Annotated in this window: 15 protein-coding genes; 9 read left to right on the top strand and 6 right to left on the bottom strand. The window is 38.2% G+C overall.

The window, feature by feature from the left end; translation table 11 throughout:
• Positions 1-41: 41 nt before the first annotated feature.
• Together I6N90_RS13730 and I6N90_RS13735 are read left to right on the top strand one after the other, a co-directional pair.
• A complete protein-coding gene (locus I6N90_RS13730) occupies positions 42-2696 on the top strand; it encodes an EAL domain-containing protein (protein ID WP_197936176.1) in 2655 nt (884 codons plus the stop codon).
• Between the two features lie 32 nt (positions 2697-2728).
• On the top strand, positions 2729-4015 hold the full coding sequence (locus tag I6N90_RS13735; protein WP_197936177.1) for an ABC transporter substrate-binding protein: 1287 nt from the start codon (positions 2729-2731) through the stop codon (positions 4013-4015).
• Positions 4016-4094: 79 nt separating this feature from the next.
• Here the strand turns inward: I6N90_RS13735 and I6N90_RS13740 are convergent, their stop codons facing one another.
• The 5 genes from I6N90_RS13740 to I6N90_RS13760 form a co-directional block, all read right to left on the bottom strand.
• Positions 4095-4937 (bottom strand): ROK family protein, encoded by an 843-nt coding sequence (locus tag I6N90_RS13740; protein WP_197936178.1) that lies wholly within the window; start codon positions 4935-4937, stop codon positions 4095-4097.
• A 192-nt stretch (positions 4938-5129) separates the two neighbouring features.
• On the bottom strand, positions 5130-5492 hold the full coding sequence (locus tag I6N90_RS13745; protein ID WP_197936179.1) for a hypothetical protein: 363 nt from the start codon (positions 5490-5492) through the stop codon (positions 5130-5132).
• Between the two features lie 231 nt (positions 5493-5723).
• Positions 5724-6098 carry a hypothetical protein gene (locus tag I6N90_RS13750; protein ID WP_232242985.1) on the bottom strand — a complete coding sequence of 125 codons (375 nt, stop codon included), beginning with the start codon at positions 6096-6098 and terminating at the stop codon, positions 5724-5726.
• Between the two features lie 47 nt (positions 6099-6145).
• Positions 6146-6508, bottom strand: coding sequence for a hypothetical protein (locus I6N90_RS13755; protein ID WP_197936181.1), 363 nt, complete (start codon positions 6506-6508; stop codon positions 6146-6148).
• Between the two features lie 291 nt (positions 6509-6799).
• Positions 6800-7444 carry a DUF1361 domain-containing protein gene (locus tag I6N90_RS13760; protein WP_332262455.1) on the bottom strand — a complete coding sequence of 215 codons (645 nt, stop codon included), beginning with the start codon at positions 7442-7444 and terminating at the stop codon, positions 6800-6802.
• A 266-nt stretch (positions 7445-7710) separates the two neighbouring features.
• On the opposite strand from I6N90_RS13760, the gene I6N90_RS13765 reads away from it, so the two are divergent.
• The 6 genes from I6N90_RS13765 (at position 7711) to I6N90_RS13790 (ending at position 15765) form a co-directional block, all read left to right on the top strand.
• Positions 7711-8934, top strand: coding sequence for a hypothetical protein (locus tag I6N90_RS13765; RefSeq protein ID WP_197936182.1), 1224 nt, complete (start codon positions 7711-7713; stop codon positions 8932-8934).
• A gap of 212 nt (positions 8935-9146) precedes the next feature.
• Positions 9147-10529, top strand: a complete 1383-nt coding sequence (locus I6N90_RS13770; protein ID WP_197936183.1) for an extracellular solute-binding protein — start codon at positions 9147-9149, stop codon at positions 10527-10529.
• Positions 10530-10615: 86 nt separating this feature from the next.
• On the top strand, positions 10616-11497 hold the full coding sequence (locus tag I6N90_RS13775; RefSeq protein ID WP_197936184.1) for a carbohydrate ABC transporter permease: 882 nt from the start codon (positions 10616-10618) through the stop codon (positions 11495-11497).
• Positions 11497-12324, top strand: a complete 828-nt coding sequence (locus tag I6N90_RS13780; RefSeq protein WP_197936185.1) for a carbohydrate ABC transporter permease — start codon at positions 11497-11499, stop codon at positions 12322-12324. Before I6N90_RS13775 ends, I6N90_RS13780 begins: the two co-directional genes overlap by 1 nt.
• A gap of 26 nt (positions 12325-12350) precedes the next feature.
• Complete coding sequence (locus I6N90_RS13785; protein WP_197936186.1) at positions 12351-14198, top strand: cache domain-containing sensor histidine kinase; 1848 nt, start codon at positions 12351-12353, stop codon at positions 14196-14198.
• Complete coding sequence (locus tag I6N90_RS13790; protein WP_197936187.1) at positions 14167-15765, top strand: response regulator transcription factor; 1599 nt, start codon at positions 14167-14169, stop codon at positions 15763-15765. The genes I6N90_RS13785 and I6N90_RS13790 overlap by 32 nt, the downstream gene beginning before the upstream one ends.
• Before the next feature lie 70 nt (positions 15766-15835).
• On the opposite strand, the gene I6N90_RS13795 is transcribed toward I6N90_RS13790, so the two are convergent.
• Positions 15836-16945 carry a glycosyltransferase gene (locus I6N90_RS13795; RefSeq protein ID WP_232242986.1) on the bottom strand — a complete coding sequence of 370 codons (1110 nt, stop codon included), beginning with the start codon at positions 16943-16945 and terminating at the stop codon, positions 15836-15838.
• Between the two features lie 209 nt (positions 16946-17154).
• Here I6N90_RS13795 and I6N90_RS13800 point away from each other — a divergent pair, with 209 nt between their 5' ends.
• Complete coding sequence (locus I6N90_RS13800; RefSeq protein ID WP_197936188.1) at positions 17155-17460, top strand: hypothetical protein; 306 nt, start codon at positions 17155-17157, stop codon at positions 17458-17460.
• Positions 17461-17475: the final 15 nt, after the last annotated feature.

Below are 17475 nucleotides of genomic sequence, written 5' to 3' on the forward strand. Positions count from 1 at the left end.
GAATGCAGCTAAAGTAATCGCCTTGGAAGGACCGTGTTCAAATGTGGAGACTTGTTGACAGCCCGCGTTCTAGACGCAGCTTATTATTTATAGCAGGTATAGTCGTTTTAGCCATTATTAGTGTTTCGGAGCAACTTCAACTTATTTATGGAATTACGTTTGCTTTTACAAGTATTATGATGCTTCTATTAACTCGGCTATTTGGGCTACGAACGGGCTTGACTGCGTCAATAATCGTTTATGGTTCAGCACTGTTTTTCTTTCAAGCTCCGTTATTCATTTTGATTTTTTTACTAGAGGCTTGCTGGATAGCCATTTGGCAGAAGAAAAAAATAAGTCCAGTACTCATACCCGGGGTTGCATTTTGGATCATTTTAGGATTTCCTGTTACTTTATTAGCATGTTATCTATCAGGACCTTTCTCTACGACAGAATTTATTTTGTTATTATCAGTAACCGCTGCCAATGGTATGTTTAATGCACTTATTGCAGAAATAATTGTTGATTACTTACCGATTAGACGCTGGCTCAAATTGGGTAATACTCAGCAAAATCCTATTCCTTTCAGTCGTGCTATATTTCACCTCTCTATTACAATTGTTGCATTGCCTTTTCTAGTAATTATGGTGATTAGTGGCTGGAGCTCCTATCATTCCTCAACGAATACAACTCTTCAAAGCGTTAGCAACACAGTATCTAGTATCTCTGATGAGCTTGGGCAATGGAGCGAAAAAGATGTAATAGGTGTAAAGCTACAAAATATTGTGCAAATAGGTTATTTGCAAGAAATTATTAAACGTCATACACCACAAAAACTATATGGTATTGTAATGACTAATCCGGATATGAGAGTACTTGCTGGAACATCAAAGGGGATTGAAGGGTTAGCTACAGATGTTGTAACTGCAAAACCAATCGCTGATAATTTTGCGATTGAAATGCCGAAAACAGATGCAGTAATGCTTTTGCCAACTCAGCAGTGGCGCGAGGCGAAGTATGTCTATCGTGTCCAGCTTAAGGGAGTTCCTATTGCGATTGCAGTTAGTGTTCCTGTAGAGACATTTAAAGAACAACTTTTTCGAGAGTATATTTATCATTTGTTCTATACGATGGGTAGTGTAATTGTAGCTGGGCTACTTGCATTTGGTATAAATCGATGGTTAAGTCGTGGTTTGCAACAGTTAGCAGGCTCAACGACGAATCTCCCTGTAAAGTTAAAGATGGGTGTACCACTGGAATGGAAGCATAGTGGCATATTAGAAATAGATTCACTCGTTCATAATTTTAAGGATATGTCACATAATTTATCGTCGATGCTGAGGGAATCTGAACGAATGAATCATCAGTTACGTGATTCAGAAGTAAAGCTTCATCAATTGGCTTATTACGACAGTTTAACGGGTTTACCGAATCGACATCACTTTAAACAGACACTTAGTGCAATCGATGGAGATTCTTTGGAAGATGGAGAGAAACTAGCTATCATGTTCGTAGATTTGAATCGATTTAAACAGATTAACGATTCACTGGGTCATGCTGCAGGAGATTTACTTCTTCAACAAGTTGCGAAAAGATTTGTTGGAATTGTAGGGGAGAAATGTAGTGTATTTCGGCTCGGCGGTGATGAGTTTGTATTTGTACTTCGATTTGTAAATCCTGAGTTGCCGGCAGTATTTGCTGATCTGATTTGTGCTTGTTTCCATGAACCATTTGAAGTGAATGAATCGCATGTTTATACAACAACTAGTGTTGGTATCAGTCTTTATCCAGATCATGGGGTGATCATTGACGAGATAGTAAAAAAAGCAGGTATGGCGATGTATACTGCAAAAGAGCAAGGAATAAGCAGTTGCCATTTCTTTGACTATGAGATGGAACAATCACTAAATGAAAATATGCATTTGGAAATTGGGATGCGCAAAGCACTAGAAAAGGAACAGTTTTTTCTCGTTTATCAACCTAAGGTGTGTCCTTTAACGAGTTGTACAACTGGCTTTGAGGCTCTTATTCGCTGGGAACACCCGGAGCGCGGTCTAATCTCTCCTGCCAAATTTATTCCGCTCGCGGAATCTACTGGTTTAATATTGGATATTGACCTATGGGTGTTTAAAGAGGCATGCAGACAAACAAAAGAGTGGCAAAGGATGGGACTGCCACATATCCCGGTGTCAATTAACTTATCTGCAAAACATTTTTATCATAGTAATTTGGTAGAGAATATTGTTGGTATATTACGAGAAACGGGATTGGAAGCAAGTTGTGTCACTATCGAAATAACAGAAAGCGTATTTATTAGACAGATGGAAAGTGTAATTGGAATGCTAACTCAATTAAGGGATTTAGGGATACATATTTCCATAGACGATTTTGGAACAGGTTATTCATCGCTTAACCAATTGCAACGATTACCTGTTTCTATTGTTAAGCTTGACAGAACCTTTATTGAGGATGCAGAGCACGATGGAAGAAAATCTGCGGTAGTAAGGGCGGTTATTGAGCTTGCACATAGTATGGGGCTTAAAGTAGTAGCGGAGGGGATTGAGACGGAAGAAGAGAGAAAGTTTTTCAGTAGACTGAAATGTGACGAGTTGCAAGGTTTTTATTTCAGCAAACCTCTACCTAGCGCACAATTTGTCCGCTATATAAGAAGGGAACTTCAGCGTATTCACCTTGAAAAGCGAGGGATAGAAGCATGAAGATGAGAATGTTATTTATACTTTTTCTTGTTATGAGTATATTAATTACTGCTTGTGATCAAACCGCGATCACACCAAAGGGTGAGGACAAGTTATCAGAACAAAAGAAAGTGGAATTATCGAAAAATAAAGTAGAAATAGAATTTTGGTCACATTACACTGGTTGGGATGATATTATTGCAGAATTTGAGAAAAAGTATCCGAACGTAAATGTAAACACAAGAACATTTTCTTTTGATTCTTACGTTGAAACGTACGAAATGGCTATCGCAAATGGTAGCGCCCCTGACGTAATGATTGCCGATAGTAAAGATTTTGGTAGATTTGCGGCAATTAGCGGGTTAGAAAATTTATTAGCACATGGTGCGGAAAAATATCGTAAAGATTTCAGCAGCAGTTTATGGGATATCAATCTTTCTTTTGATAAAAAGTCTTTAGTCGGGTTTCCTTCTGGAAGTTCCCCATATATAACTTATTATCGTGCGGATTTGATGGAGCAGTATGGTTTTCCTTCAGATCCTGAAGAACTAGGGAAATATATGGAGGATCCTGAAAATTGGCTCAAGATTGCTAGAGCGCTAAAAAAGGATGACCGATACATTGCAAATTGGTTGATGGATATTGTACAAATATATGACACTACAGCGCCTGTATTTAATGAAAATATGAAATTTGCCAGAAGAAATGAATCGTTTATAGATGCGTTAGAGCTTGCAAGTACGATCTATAACGAGGGATTAACGTCATCAACGGATACGTGGACAGCGGCTGGTGGAGAAGCGCTTAAGAATGGGAAAATAGCCATGTTGTATATGGGAACTTGGGGGGCAAATGAACTTCAAAGTTGGGCCCCTAATACAACAGGAAAGTGGCGTCAAACTAGATTGCCATTTAATTTGAACGGATGGGTCAATAGTTCAAGCTTCATGATACCAACTTCATCCGAAGAAAAAAAATGGGCGTTTGCGTTTATTGAATATTGTGTAACGGAGTATAGTATGAAGGGAAAAGGAAATAGTGTACCTTCTTATTTACCAGCACGAGAAAGCGAGCAGAGGGTAGCTTCAGGCGTGAAGTTTTTTGGTGGCCAAGATCTGTTTGCTATGAGTGAAACACTTGCAGAACAGATGAAAGAGACTAGATTGACCCCAATTGATGAAGAAGCAAAGGCAATTTGGACTAGAGTAATTAATGAAGGCGTAGAGCGGAATAAAAGTGCGGATCTCATACTTGTTGAGGCAGAAAAGCAAATATATTCTACGCTCGGTAAGGAAATAGAAATATTGAGCGAATATCTCTATGAAAATAAAACTAAATAAGCGAAGAAGAGGTCAACCAGCAAATGTTGGTTGACCTCTTCTTCGTATGAGATTATTCGATGATCCAAAGTGATAGTCACTATGGTTGTGAAAGCTTAATAATCCATTCTCGTGCGCCATGAGCGATTAAACGTTGTGGTGTTTTTGGCGTTGTAATAGTGCAACACTTTAGCAATTCTGGTAATGCATGTGTATTTAACGCAGCGTGAACGGCGTCCATATAGCCCTTGTAAGTTGGTGTACTTCCACCGATAACGAGGATGCTTGGATTGTATAAATGAATTAAGTTAACGAGAGCATATCCTAAGTACGTTCCTGCTTGGCGTACAAGCTCGATGATTTCTTCGTCGCCAGCTTCGAGAAGCTCCCGAACAGTGGCTTCATCTTTACCAGCTTTGTTCGTAATTGCATATCCACTTGCAATCAAGTCAAGTAATACAGGTTCGCCATTTACAGCAATAATCATATAGCCTAGTTCACCGCTCCAGCCCTTTGAGCCAAGCAGCAACTCTCCATTAGCAACGATGCCAGAAGCGATGAAGGCATCAAGCATGACGACTGCAATCGTTTCATTGTCCGTATAATGTGCGGCTTCGGCCATCGTTGCTGCTTTAACATCATTGATAAAGACCACGGGGATTCCAGCTGAAGTTGCAAACTTATCAGCAGTTACACCGTTCAAAGCAGGTAATACATGGCTTAATTCAACTTTGTCATGGCCTACAACGAGTCCTGGCATACCCATTCCAATACCGCAGGGTGTGTAGGGAAGCTTAGATATGAATGATTCGATTTCTTGTTGTATCTCGGTCAGTGTACAGTCTCTGTTAATAGTAACGGAATGGTCCAAAAGTCCATCCGGCGTTTCTGCCATCAAGTAGATTTGTCCCCCGTCTAATTCGATGCCTACATATTGATTCATATCAATGGCTCCTCTATTAACGATTGTTAAAACAGAACTATTCTAGTGATAATGCTAACATATGTCAGTTTAGTATGACAATATAATATGATGTTGCTTATAGAGTAGAGGGGGCTAACTAATAATAACAATGAGCCCTGCATATAAATACAGGGCTCATTGTTATGGGTAAATTAATCGATAGAATCTGTTCTACTGGTAAATACCAGCCATAACATGCCAGCTTCCCCAAGCAGAAAGTTCATATCTGTATTGGCCTGCTGGTAGACCAGTTGCTAGAATTAGTTCAGGAGTTGTTCCTGTTCCTGGATAGATCCATTGACCAGGATTAAGCGTTATTGTTTTAGTTGCGACTAATGTGGTTCCACGATACAGATTAATCTTAAGATCGTCTCTATACTTTCCAGTATTAACAATAACGCCATTGCCGAACTTAACTGTTCCGCCTGCTAGATTATAATTTGGACTGGAGTAGCTGAATGCGGCAAACACTGTAGTTGCCAAACTTAGAATGATAACGACCATTAAACTTATTGAAGCGAGTGATTTTTTCATCTTTACAGCTCCCTCTTTAGATAAGTGATTAGGAAAGTGTGTATGGAAATATCTGTCCGAGCGATTACATTGTCGAAACAACTGAAAGCGATTTCAAAAATGTAAATTTGAGCTAATACTGAGTTGGACAGCTTAGAGCAACAGTGAACATGATAACGTTCACAGAAACTAATTACTTCATCCGTACACCTCGAATTTTAAAAGAAAGATAAGGAACGAGTGTAAGATGAATTAATAGCTAGTGAGATTAGCCTTTACATTCCAATCTCCTGAAGCTGATAGTACAACATGGTAATTGCCAGCAGGTTGTCCAGTCGCTAAAACGATCAAAGGAGTTGTTGTTGATCCAGGGTAAATCCAGGCTCCATTCCAAAGATGGACATTTGTAGAGCTAATTAAAGTGTTTCCACGATAGAGTTTAATCGTTAGATCGTCATGATGGTTTCCAACTGAAGTGTTAACAATAACTCCGTAACCATACGCGATAGTTCCGCCTGATAGGTTGACACTTGGCTCAGTAACGCTGAATGCTGCAAATGCATTTGTTGAAAAGCTTAGCACCGCAGCGAGCATGATAACGATTAAAGAAAATGATTTTTTCATCATTAAACCTCCAATTTTAAATGAAAGATAAGGAGCAAGTGTAAGATGAACTAATTATGGATTCCAGCTAGAACATGCCAGTTTCCTGAAGCGGATAGTTCATATCTGTATTGACCAGCGGGTTGGCCTGTTGCAAGAATAATCTCAGGAGCGCCTGCATATCCAGGGTAAGTCCATTGTCCTGGAGCGTAAGTAATTGTTTTGATACTTACTAGTGTCGTTCCGCGATAAAGCTTGACGGTTAAAGTGTCATATGTTTTGCCGGAGTTGGATATAACTCCTTGACCAAGCTTGATCGTTCCGCCTGAAAGAGTAATATTCCCGCTATTATAGCTGAACGCGGCAAATGCAGTTGTTGTAAAACTTAGAACAACTGCTAGCATGATAACAATTAAAGAAACTGATTTTTTCATCCGTACACCTCCTTTCTTACATGAAAGATAAGGAACGTGTGTAAGGTACCATCTGTGGATTAGAGTATATTTTAATTTTTTGTAAATGTAAATAAGGAAAATTATATAAAAAGTTAATAGGAAATAGAAGGGGGCAGAACAATACTTCCATTAATAAAGAAAATGATATAGTGTCTTATTAAAATAGTATTAATCATTCTCCATCGTGAGTGTTCTGAAGGGGATAACTGACAGCCTGGGGACAGTTGCTCAAAGGAGCGACAGCCTACGATCGCTCCATGCGATATTTCACTAAAGCAGAATAGATTTGGACCTTGCTTTTGGAAATAGCCATATAACTAATAATTGCAACAATGTAATCCATAAAATAAACATTATTGCTTCGCCTGTTAAAGAATCGATGAATTGCTTCACGATTGAAAATGGTTCGGTAAAGACATGAACGGAATGAAATCGAAGAAATCTGCCTATATAGATGCCGATACTCCCGAGTACAACGAATACAAAAAGGAGTAAAGTTCCCCATTTGCTTCGGTTAACAATATTGCGAACTTGCTCTATCATTAAGTGATAGAAGAAAATTGCAATAATTACACCGCTCGTAAGAATATAAAAGTGCCACCACTCTTTCGGCTCAACTTCAGCCCAAAACTTGAATGGGAATATTCTAAGATGAATAAGATCGGTTACCACATAAAATATATTTGGGGACATTAGAATAAAAGCGGTATAAACAATTATGCTAACGGGTGCTTGGAATTTCGATTTGAATAAGAATAAAGGAAGTAAATAGGACAGCTCCAAAGCTACGAACGCTAGAAACAAATTAAATATCATAAACGAAAAACTATTATCAAAATATATCAAAACACTACAATACAAAATAAACAGAATACGAGATTTATTACGGCCGCTCAAATTGTTCATATAGGACATAGGATCACCTTCTTAGTAGTAGTAAACTCAAGTGTAACATTATTAACCACTACAAGCACACATACAAAGATCCCTAAATTAATCATTTTAGAACATAATAAATGTATATTAATTATGGTTTAATTAAAGGTTTTGTATAACAATAGCATAAAAACTTAATATACAATGGCAATGAAATCATTTAAAATATGGAATGGAAGATTATTTATATTAATAATCGATTCCGGAATATTTATACACATTACTTAACTATCGGAGGTAGAAACGTGAGATTGAAAAAAATGTTATTATTGGTTTTAATTGCGGCTATTTGGATGCTCCCTGTTTCCGTACATGCAGAGGCGATCATCCCTGAAACTAAGCCTGGGTTAGTTATTGGTAAAGCTCAAAGATCAGTTACAAAGTTGTTTATAAATGAGGTACAAATACCGGCAATGAGCTTTAATGGAAGATTAGTAGTATTCACGAGTGATCTTAAAAATTATGGTTTTGTGCCAGGATGGGATGGCGAATATCGCGGTATTACAGTTCAGCGCGACTTGGGTGTTAAAAAATTCACTAAAGCAAAAGATACGACAAGTACAAAAGAAGTTAACGTGACTTATACAGATATTAAAGTGTTTTTGGATAATAGAATGGTGCCATCCTTCCACATCGACAAAAAAACAGCGATCTATGCAGACGATATTTTCCGGTATGGAGCAATTAGTTATGATACTAAAAATAAAGCACAACGCCTGACGCTATCCAAGTATCCGCTAAAAGAGGTCGCGGTAGGATATAAGACATATACCGGAGGGGAAGAACTTCTCTTCACAAATAAGTATAAAGAAGATTTGTTGTCAGTTGACTATAATGTGTACTTTCATAATCGTGTAACGCAAAAGATCGAAACAATTCCAATGCAACTAAGCTATTTGGAGGCAACAGATAAGGACTTGTATATACATACACCTTATATGACCTATTTCGAGGAAAATAATATTGGAAAGTATATTTTGCTAGGGGCTGCAATTGAATCGGTTAAAGATCATAATGGGAAAGTTATAAAAAACCCGATGTTTAATGATGAGGCAAAATATATTAAAACTAAGTATTCGGATTATGTTCTTATGCTAGAAAAAATTCGTAAATCAGCGCTAGCCGCTGAGCTTAAAGCCAATAAAAATGTGCCAGTCAAAGTAACAAAAATTGATATGTATGAAAATTCTATTGGTATTCCAGAACCTAATATTAACTTTAAAAATCTTTCTACTAAAACAATCGATGCCATTGAAATTGATATACGTTGTTTCGACACTTTTGGAAGAGCAGTCACATTCCCTGGTCAAAGTAACTTATTTGAAGGAATCGTTCAAGATGTTATGATTCCTCCAGGTGGCGAAGAAGCATTTTCATGGACACTCAATTTATTTGGTAACACAACAAAAATAAACGTAACAGTTGTAAATGTTCATTTTACAGACGGCACAACATGGAAGAAGAAATAACTAATAAAATAATTCTCTCTCTATTAAAAATCGACCATCACTGGTCGATTTTTTTGCGTTTACACCTCCTAATATAAATTTCTGACCATTGCTAGTAATAAGTGGATGATTTTGTCCCTGATTGTTTAAATCTATACCTATTCCAATAAAGAAAGCGCTTTTATAATGAAGATGCAACGACAATAACAAGTATCCATTGGAGGGTCTAAGGGATGAAAAAGAGTTTATTGATGATGCTAGTTTTAATGCTTAGTGCTTCACTCGTTTTGGCAGCATGTGGTAATAAAACTGATGCGCCGAAAGAGAGCGAAAAGCCGGCTGCTTCAGCAGATCCATCAGCGGAGCCACCAAAAGAAGGTGAGAAAGTGGAGCCTTTCACGGTATCACTTCGTCACATCCAAATCGGTGACACGCAAAAATTCCGTAAGGCACTACTCGACGATGTAGTAAAGAAAACAGAAGCAGAAATTCCTGGTCTTAAATTTGAGCTTGATGCAGTAGAAGACCAAGTTAACCGTTATACAAAACTTCCAGCTGAGATGGCTACTGGCAACCCGCCAATCATCTTCGACTTATTCGGAGGAAAAGGTGATGCTCAGAAGTATGGGGAAGCTGGTAAATTGCTTGAGCTAACGCCAATTCTTGAAGAGCTTGGAATCAAAGATAAATTCATTAACAACAGTCAGTTTATGATCGGCGACAAAACGTACGGCCTACCAATTGGTGGAAATAATGAAGGTATCTTCTACAACAAAAAGTTGTTTGCTGATAATGGGATTACAGCTCCAACAACCATTGAAGAATTGGAAGCAGCAGCAGATAAGCTGAAAGCAGCTGGAATTACTCCGATTGCAATGGGCTCCCAAGCTGCTTGGGTTCCAAACATGTTAGTGAATACACTAATCGGACGTTATGCAGGTCCTGAGCTTGTAGAACGTATCGGTGACGGTTCACTGAAATGGACAGATCCAACTGTCGTAGCTGCTTACAGCAAATACGAGCAATGGGTTAAAGCAGGCTACTTCCCTAAAGGTGAACTTGGTATGACGTATGACCAAATGTTGAACGATTTCTTGAACAGCAAAGCAGGTATGATCTTCGACGGCAGCTGGCGCTCATCAGCATTCAATAACCCTGAATTAACAAAAAATATTACGCCTGAAGATGTTGGTTACATTCCTTTCCCTGCAGTAACTGGTGGAACTGGCGACCAAACATTCATCAATGGTAACTATGGTAATGGTTACGGATTCTCCGCAACTGCAAATGAAAATGAACTAAAAGCAATTAAAGCGTTCATTAAAAACTTGTACAACGATGAAATGCAAGTTCGTGGACTTCTAGAGGATGGCGTGTTGCCTTCCATGAAAGTTTCCGGCGATGCAGTAAGCAAAGTTACTGATCCAGTAGTGAAACAAGTACTAGATGTTGCAGGTAAAGCAGCTGGTGCATTCTCTCACTACGAAATTATTATCCCGTCGAAAGTGTATACAGAGACAGAAGTACAAATTCAAGCAATCATTGCAGGTCAAACAACTGCAGACAAAGCTACTGCTGCTATCCAAAAAATATTGGAAGCTGAAGCAGGTAAATAACAGCGCAAGGACATGAGATGGAAGGCGCTTCCCGCCCTTGAGTGGGTAGCGTCTTCTTCTGTTATTCGGAAGGAGAGAGACGAGCGATGAGAAGTATCTTGAAGAACCCATATGCGTACGCCATTTTTATCATTCCAACTATAGCAATGTATTTCTTATTTACGATTTATCCGATGGCGTCATCAGCTTACTTAGGGTTCACTGACTGGGATGGGCTTAATGATCCTAAGTTTATTGGTTTTGATAACTTTGTAACAGCTATTAAAGATCCTTATTTCCGAGATTCTATAATAAACAATATGTACTTTATTTTGTTCTCTGTATTTATACAGGTTCCATTCATCATTTTCTTTGCCATACTTATTGGTGGGGTGAAGAGGTTTCAGCGATTTTATAAAACGACTGTATTTGTACCATCCATCCTTTCAACAGCAGTTATAGGTATTTTGTGGCAATTTATTTATCACCCAGAAGTAGGTATACTGAATAGATTTCTAGGGTGGTTTGGTATCGAGCCTATTTATTGGCTTGCTGATACGAAGTGGGCGTTATTAGCTATTTTGCTTACGAATGCATGGCAATGGATGGGCTTCTACATCGTATTAGTGCTAGCAGCAATATTGGCGATTCCAAGAGAGCTGAATGAAGCAGCGGAAATTGACGGGGCAAATGGTTTCCAAAGAGCTATTCGTATTACCGTACCACTTATTAAACCAATCATTTCTGTTATCGTGATGTTATCTATTGCTGGTGCGATGAGAGTTGTTGATATCATTCTCGTTATGACAAAGGGCGGCCCTGTGGCTTCAACTGAAGTAATGGCATCCTATATGGTTAATCGTGCGATTAAGTACGGTGAGTATGGATATGGTACAACACTCTCCATTATTATTTTCGTAGTCGCATTACTTTTAACTGCTATTTATCAACTGACATTTGGTCGTTCTAAGGATGAGGTGAATTACTAATGTCTGTAATTAAACGTATACTTCCACATGTTGTACTTATGATTTACGTCGTAGCTATATTGGCACCGTTTGTGTTCGTGGTGTTTTCATCACTTAAAGATAACAACATTGAAATTGCGGAAAACCCATTTGGGTATCCTCAAAAATTAGTATTTGAAAATTATGCTGATGCATGGGTTAAAGGTAAAATTAACAAATACTTTTTTAACAGTGCTTATTTATCTACTTCATCTGCACTTGCTGGTGTCATATTATCTGCGGCAACTGCATTTGCTCTAGTAAGAATGAGATTTATTCGAACAAGCAAATTAATTTATCAGATTATCTTGATTGGTATGTTAATTCCAGGTAATGTATTGTTTATCGCACAATATATTCTAGTTTCAGATTTAGGTTTACTCAACACCCATTGGGCATTATTTCTACCCTATACAGCAGGTGCACTACCTATCAGTGTTCTGCTAATAGCTGCTTTTATGAAGTCGATACCTAGTGAGCTAGAGGAAGCTTCGATCGTAGACGGACTAGGAATTATGGGGCTTTTCTTTAAAATTATTTTGCCAGTTACGATGCCAGCTTTAGTCACCGTATTTATCGTCAATTTCCTTGGCGTCTGGAATGAGTATTTATTGGCCAACTTCTTTATTAGTAAAGAGGCACTGAGAACACTTCCGACTGGAATGGTAGGTTTCAGAGATGCCTATCAAACGAATTATGCTTTAATTTGTGCAGGGATTGTATATAGCGTATTACCTGTACTCGTTTTGTATGGTTTCTTGCAAGAGAAAATTATTGAAGGAATCACAGCAGGTAGTGTTAAGGGTTAACTATTTGAAACGAGGTGCAAACATGAATGTCATTACGCTTTAAGTTGTTTGCAGCCTTTCTTATGTTTATTATTTTTCCATTATTGTTACTTGGAATCGGAGCTTATTATTATGTTTCCGAAACGGTAGAAAAAAATTATGCAGGGCAAACAGAGCTTACGCTCAGGGCCCTAAGGCAAAATGTTGATTTTGTGTTCAACGAAATGAATAAAGTAACGGATAGTACAATTGCTAGTACTGCATTACAGGAATTACTTAATCAACGTTTCTATGATTTAAATAACTTATCTAGAATAGATGAGTTTGAGCTTAACGGTATACAAGCTGAATTTAGAAATCTACTTATAAACCATCCTTCTGTAAAATATGCACTTCTATATTCGCTGGAGGATGGCATGCTTATTCCGATTTATTCAAAGGACTATTTCGAGGCTATGCCATTTTCGGAACTTACTGATCAACCAATCTATCAAGCTGTAGAAGTTAGAGATGGTAAGCCAGTTTGGATAGGACCTTATGAATACCCTGAGATTACCGGTTGGAGTTCCGTCTTTACGCAAATTCGAGTAGTAAAGGATGTTGGAACGCTGGAAGATGAGGGTATTTTGCTTGTGCAAATTAAACAATCAGGATTAGATGAAGTATTTCGTTACTTCCGATTTAATCAGGAGCGTTATGATACAAGATTTTTTATTGTTAATGGAAGCGGATTGGTTCTCTATGATAGTTCTGAACAAATCAATGGAAAAGTCGTTAAAGAATATACAGATAATGATTTTTTGAAAGATTATACATTTAATAGTAAACGACAGTTTTTTGACGGTGAAGACAGCATAGTATCTAGTGTAGGTCTTAATAATGAAGATTGGCGTTTAGTTTCGGTTGCTTCATGGGACTCAGTATCCAATGAAATTGATCTCTACGTACGTTGGGTTGCAGGAATTGTAACGATATCCATGTTGTTAGCTATGATATTTTTATTGTTTTTCGTAAATCGAATTGCCAAAACAATCATTCGAGTAGTCAGATTTATGCGGCGAGTGGAAGATGGGGAACTTAGCATTCGAATGGATGTGAAAGGCAGTGATGAGCTTCACTTGCTTGGCAACGGATTAAACAGCTTAATTATTCGTATTCAATACCTGCTAGGACGTGTGAAGCAGGAGCAGGAACAGAAAAACAAAGCGGAGATGTTGTTGCTACAAACGCAGATCAAACCGCATTTTATATTTAATACGTTAGAGTCGATTAATGTTTTGGCAGTGCAGAATGAAGGTCGTAAAGTGAGTCAGATGGTACTTAGGCTCGCCAATATATTACGAATTAGCTTTCGCAGTCAGGAAGAAATTCCGCTTTGTCAGGAAATCGAGCATGTTCGGAGCTATTTAGAAATTCAAAGTTTCCGTTTTGCCGACAGTTTTCATTATTCAATGGATATTCCTGATGACTTACTAGATTTTAGGGTACAGAAATTGACGCTCCAGCCATTAGTGGAAAATTGCATTCAGCATGGCTTCGAAGGATTAGAACGAATAGGACAAATCGTTATTCGAGCCGAATCTCTTAATGGAAAGCTAATATTGTCTGTTGAGGATAACGGAAAGGGTATATCAGGTGAGCTTCTGACAAGGTATCATGCTAACTCTACAGATGACGGACGAAGTAATTCGGATAAAGACAAGGATGTGCATAATCCGGAACTCAGAGGACTTGGACTTCGCAGTGTAGCCGACAGAATTCGTATTCAGTATGGATCAGCATTCGGATTAATGATATGCACGACAGAAGGACACGGTACAACCATTAGATGCACCATTCCAATGATGGGGTTAGGTGATTTCAATGAGGCTAAAAGCCATGCTAGTGGACGATGAGTTACCAATATTGAATAACTTAAAAGCAGTCTTGCCCTGGGACGACATGGGCATCGAGGTTATTGCTCTTGCTCGTAATGGGCAGGAGGCATTCGACTATTACAAGGAAAAGCAGCCTGATCTTATTTTGTGCGATATTCGAATGCCTATAATGGATGGAATAACATTTCTTACAGAAATTCGTAAGCTGAGTACGGAATGCGAAGTGCTGATGTTGACGGGGTATCAGGAGTTTGAATATGCTCGCATTGCACTCCAGAATGGTGTAAGGGATTATATTTTGAAACCAATTAATTATGATGTGTTAGAAACGACTGTAAGGAAAGTTAGCGAAGATATACGTGCTCGTAAGATGAAAAGTATTCATACAGGGGAACGCTGGCGTGTTATGGCTCAGATGGCCCATGAGAAAATTTTGTATAACATGTTGTTAGGATTTTCGTCAGAGCAGACGTTATATATGCATGTAGATGAAGATAAACCGATTGAAAAGTTCCAGTATACGATATTTCTTGCAGATACAGATCATTACGCACAATTGTCACTACAGTGGAGCGAAGTGGATCGTAAACGTTGGAATTCTGATGTGAGGCAAGTGCTCCAGACTGCGTTAGTTGCTGAAAACTTCCTTTGTTCCGTCTTGCAACTTCGAGAAGGGGAATGGTGCATCCTTGTTAGACATGAAAGTGATGAACATGAACAAGTAGAGGGTCGAGCGGGAGTATGGCTTAACTCACTACAACAATCAGTTCGAGAGCAAATTGAACTTCCAGTCAGTGTCGCTGTATATCCGAGCCAAATTGTAGTTGCTGATCTTGCAACATCCTATAAGAAGCTGCAATTTATACTGCTGCAAGCGTCAAGCAGTATGGTACCAGAGCTGCTCGATGAGAGCGCTGATGCTCATGACAGGAGTCAATCGTTATGGAATACAATTGATGATATTGTATCTGGACTACGTAAGCTAGATCAATCCATAATGCATAAGGCTTTGACTGGACTAAAGCGAATTTATTTAGAGGAATCACAGAGGAAGCAAGTTTCAATGGACAAGTTTCTTCATTATTTACTTATCCATCTGTTACGCGAAATGCGTGAGATGAATATTGTAACGTCAAATGAAGAGGAACAAATCTGGAAGAAGCTGAATCACAGCATAAGTGAAAAGGATGTTATGGAGGTCATCATTCAACTCGTGGATGCTGCTCTTACGAAAGCATTTTGCAAAAAATCTAGTCAAAAGTTGATGTTATCTGCCAAAGACTATATTCACAAACGACTGGCTAGAGATATCGGAGTTGAAGAATTAGCAGGACATTTAGGTATTAGCAGTAGTTACTTCAGTTTATTGTTTAAATCTCACTTTGGGGAGACATTTGTTGAATATGTAACACGGCAAAGAATGGAACTTGCTCAATCATTGTTGTTAACGTCAGATAAAACGGTTACAGAAATTGGAGTTGTAACTGGTTATTCAGAACGAAGGTATTTTACAAAGGTGTTTCAAAAGTATGTTCGAATGACACCGTCCGAGTTTAGGGAGATAAATCAAGCTGTAAGACAATAGTAGTAAAAAGGTAAGAAGGCCGGAGTTCTCCTCTTTGGAGATGCTCCGGCCTTTCGTATTTAATGAAGCATTATTGCAATGCAAGTAGTGCTTCCTTGGAAGGAAGGTAATCGGAATATATGTTAATTGAGTTATGATAGGCTACTTTGGCTTGCTTCGGATCGGATAGTTTTTCGTGGCATTGGCCAATGTAGTACCAAGCATGGAATGATCCGCTGCCAGCTAATGTGAGATGCTGGGTATGACTTTCTCCAAGTAGAATGCAGTGTTGGAAAGTGCTAAGAGCTTCGTCATATTGCTTATCGGTAAAAAGCATTATTCCTCGATAGAGATGCAAATCTACATAGTCTGGGTACATTTGTATCGCTTTATCAATTGCAGCAATTGTATTTTTATCGATGTGTTTAACTTCAATTAGAATAGCGTATTTTAATTTGTACAGGAGAGAAGGAGGGGCTTGATTTTTCCCAAGAAAAGCGAGTACTGCACGATTGACATAACCATACGCTAGTTCGTATTTTTTAAGATGTACATATTCACTTGCTAAATGATAATAGGTCCAAGGATTATCAATTTCTTTAACTAATGAAGCTTCTAGTAAAGCAATATTCCGATCCGATTTCCCTTTGGCTAATACGACATTGTTTAAATAACCATAATGATAGATTTCTATAGGCAGGCATTGAATATCGATTGATTGTAGCTCTGGCATTACTTCATGTACATTAATTGTTTCATGGACACTATTATTAAATTTTAATCCAACATAATTTCTTATGATTCGAACTTGATTGTAATGGTATGTTTCATGTGGAGACACATGATCTCCAATATAGTTAATGAGACGAATGGAGTAAATATTTTCGTTTGATTGCTCTAGCTGCTTTCGAATCGATTCGGGTTCACTTATTAGAAGTTGTTCATCAGCGTCTAGCCACATAATCCAGTCTCCTGTAGCGAGCCCAAGGCTGTAATTTCGTGCCGCTGCGAAGTCATTATTCCACTCAAGATGTTGAACGGTTACGCCAAGGGTGTTGCATATGTCTAATGTATGATCTGTAGAACCTGTATCAACTACAATAATTTCATCTGCGAACTTCAAGACGCTCTCAAGACATTGTGCGATCCATCGCTCCTCATTTTTTACAATCATGCATACGGATATCTTTGTTCTTTTCATATGCAGTCAAATCCTCCATTCCTGTTCGCATGTATCAACCAAAGACATTTCATGAATAAACAATCAATTATATGATTTTTTTGTTGTAGTTAGACTGTAGCTGCGGAATTGCACATAAGTAATAATGTACAACTACATAAACATAGGATTGTAAACGTAAGGCGAATAACACATAGGTATAAGCTAAATAGAAGCGAGGTGAAATTGAATTGTCACAACCGAATATTCCTAATATCACCCCGGTAATATCTATTACAATTGGCGATAGTATTAATTTGCTATTAGCCTCTATTGCACTCGAAGAGCTTGCGTTAGCACATATTTTGAACGCAGAAGCAGAGAAGATCCAATTTGTTTTGGGTACGCTGAGTCCAGGAATTGAACCGCCGCCATCGCTATCTCAGTTATTGTTGATTAACAACAGTGTGAATCAAACTTTGCAAAGCGTAATGCTGAAAGAGTTGCTGTTAGTCAAGAAACTAGGAGACATTATTAGTTTTATTCCGGAAGAGTAATTTTTGTTAGTTTTA

Origin of the sequence: Paenibacillus sp. GSMTC-2017, assembly GCF_016019935.1 — a bacterium.
Classification (GTDB): domain Bacteria; phylum Bacillota; class Bacilli; order Paenibacillales; family Paenibacillaceae; genus Pristimantibacillus.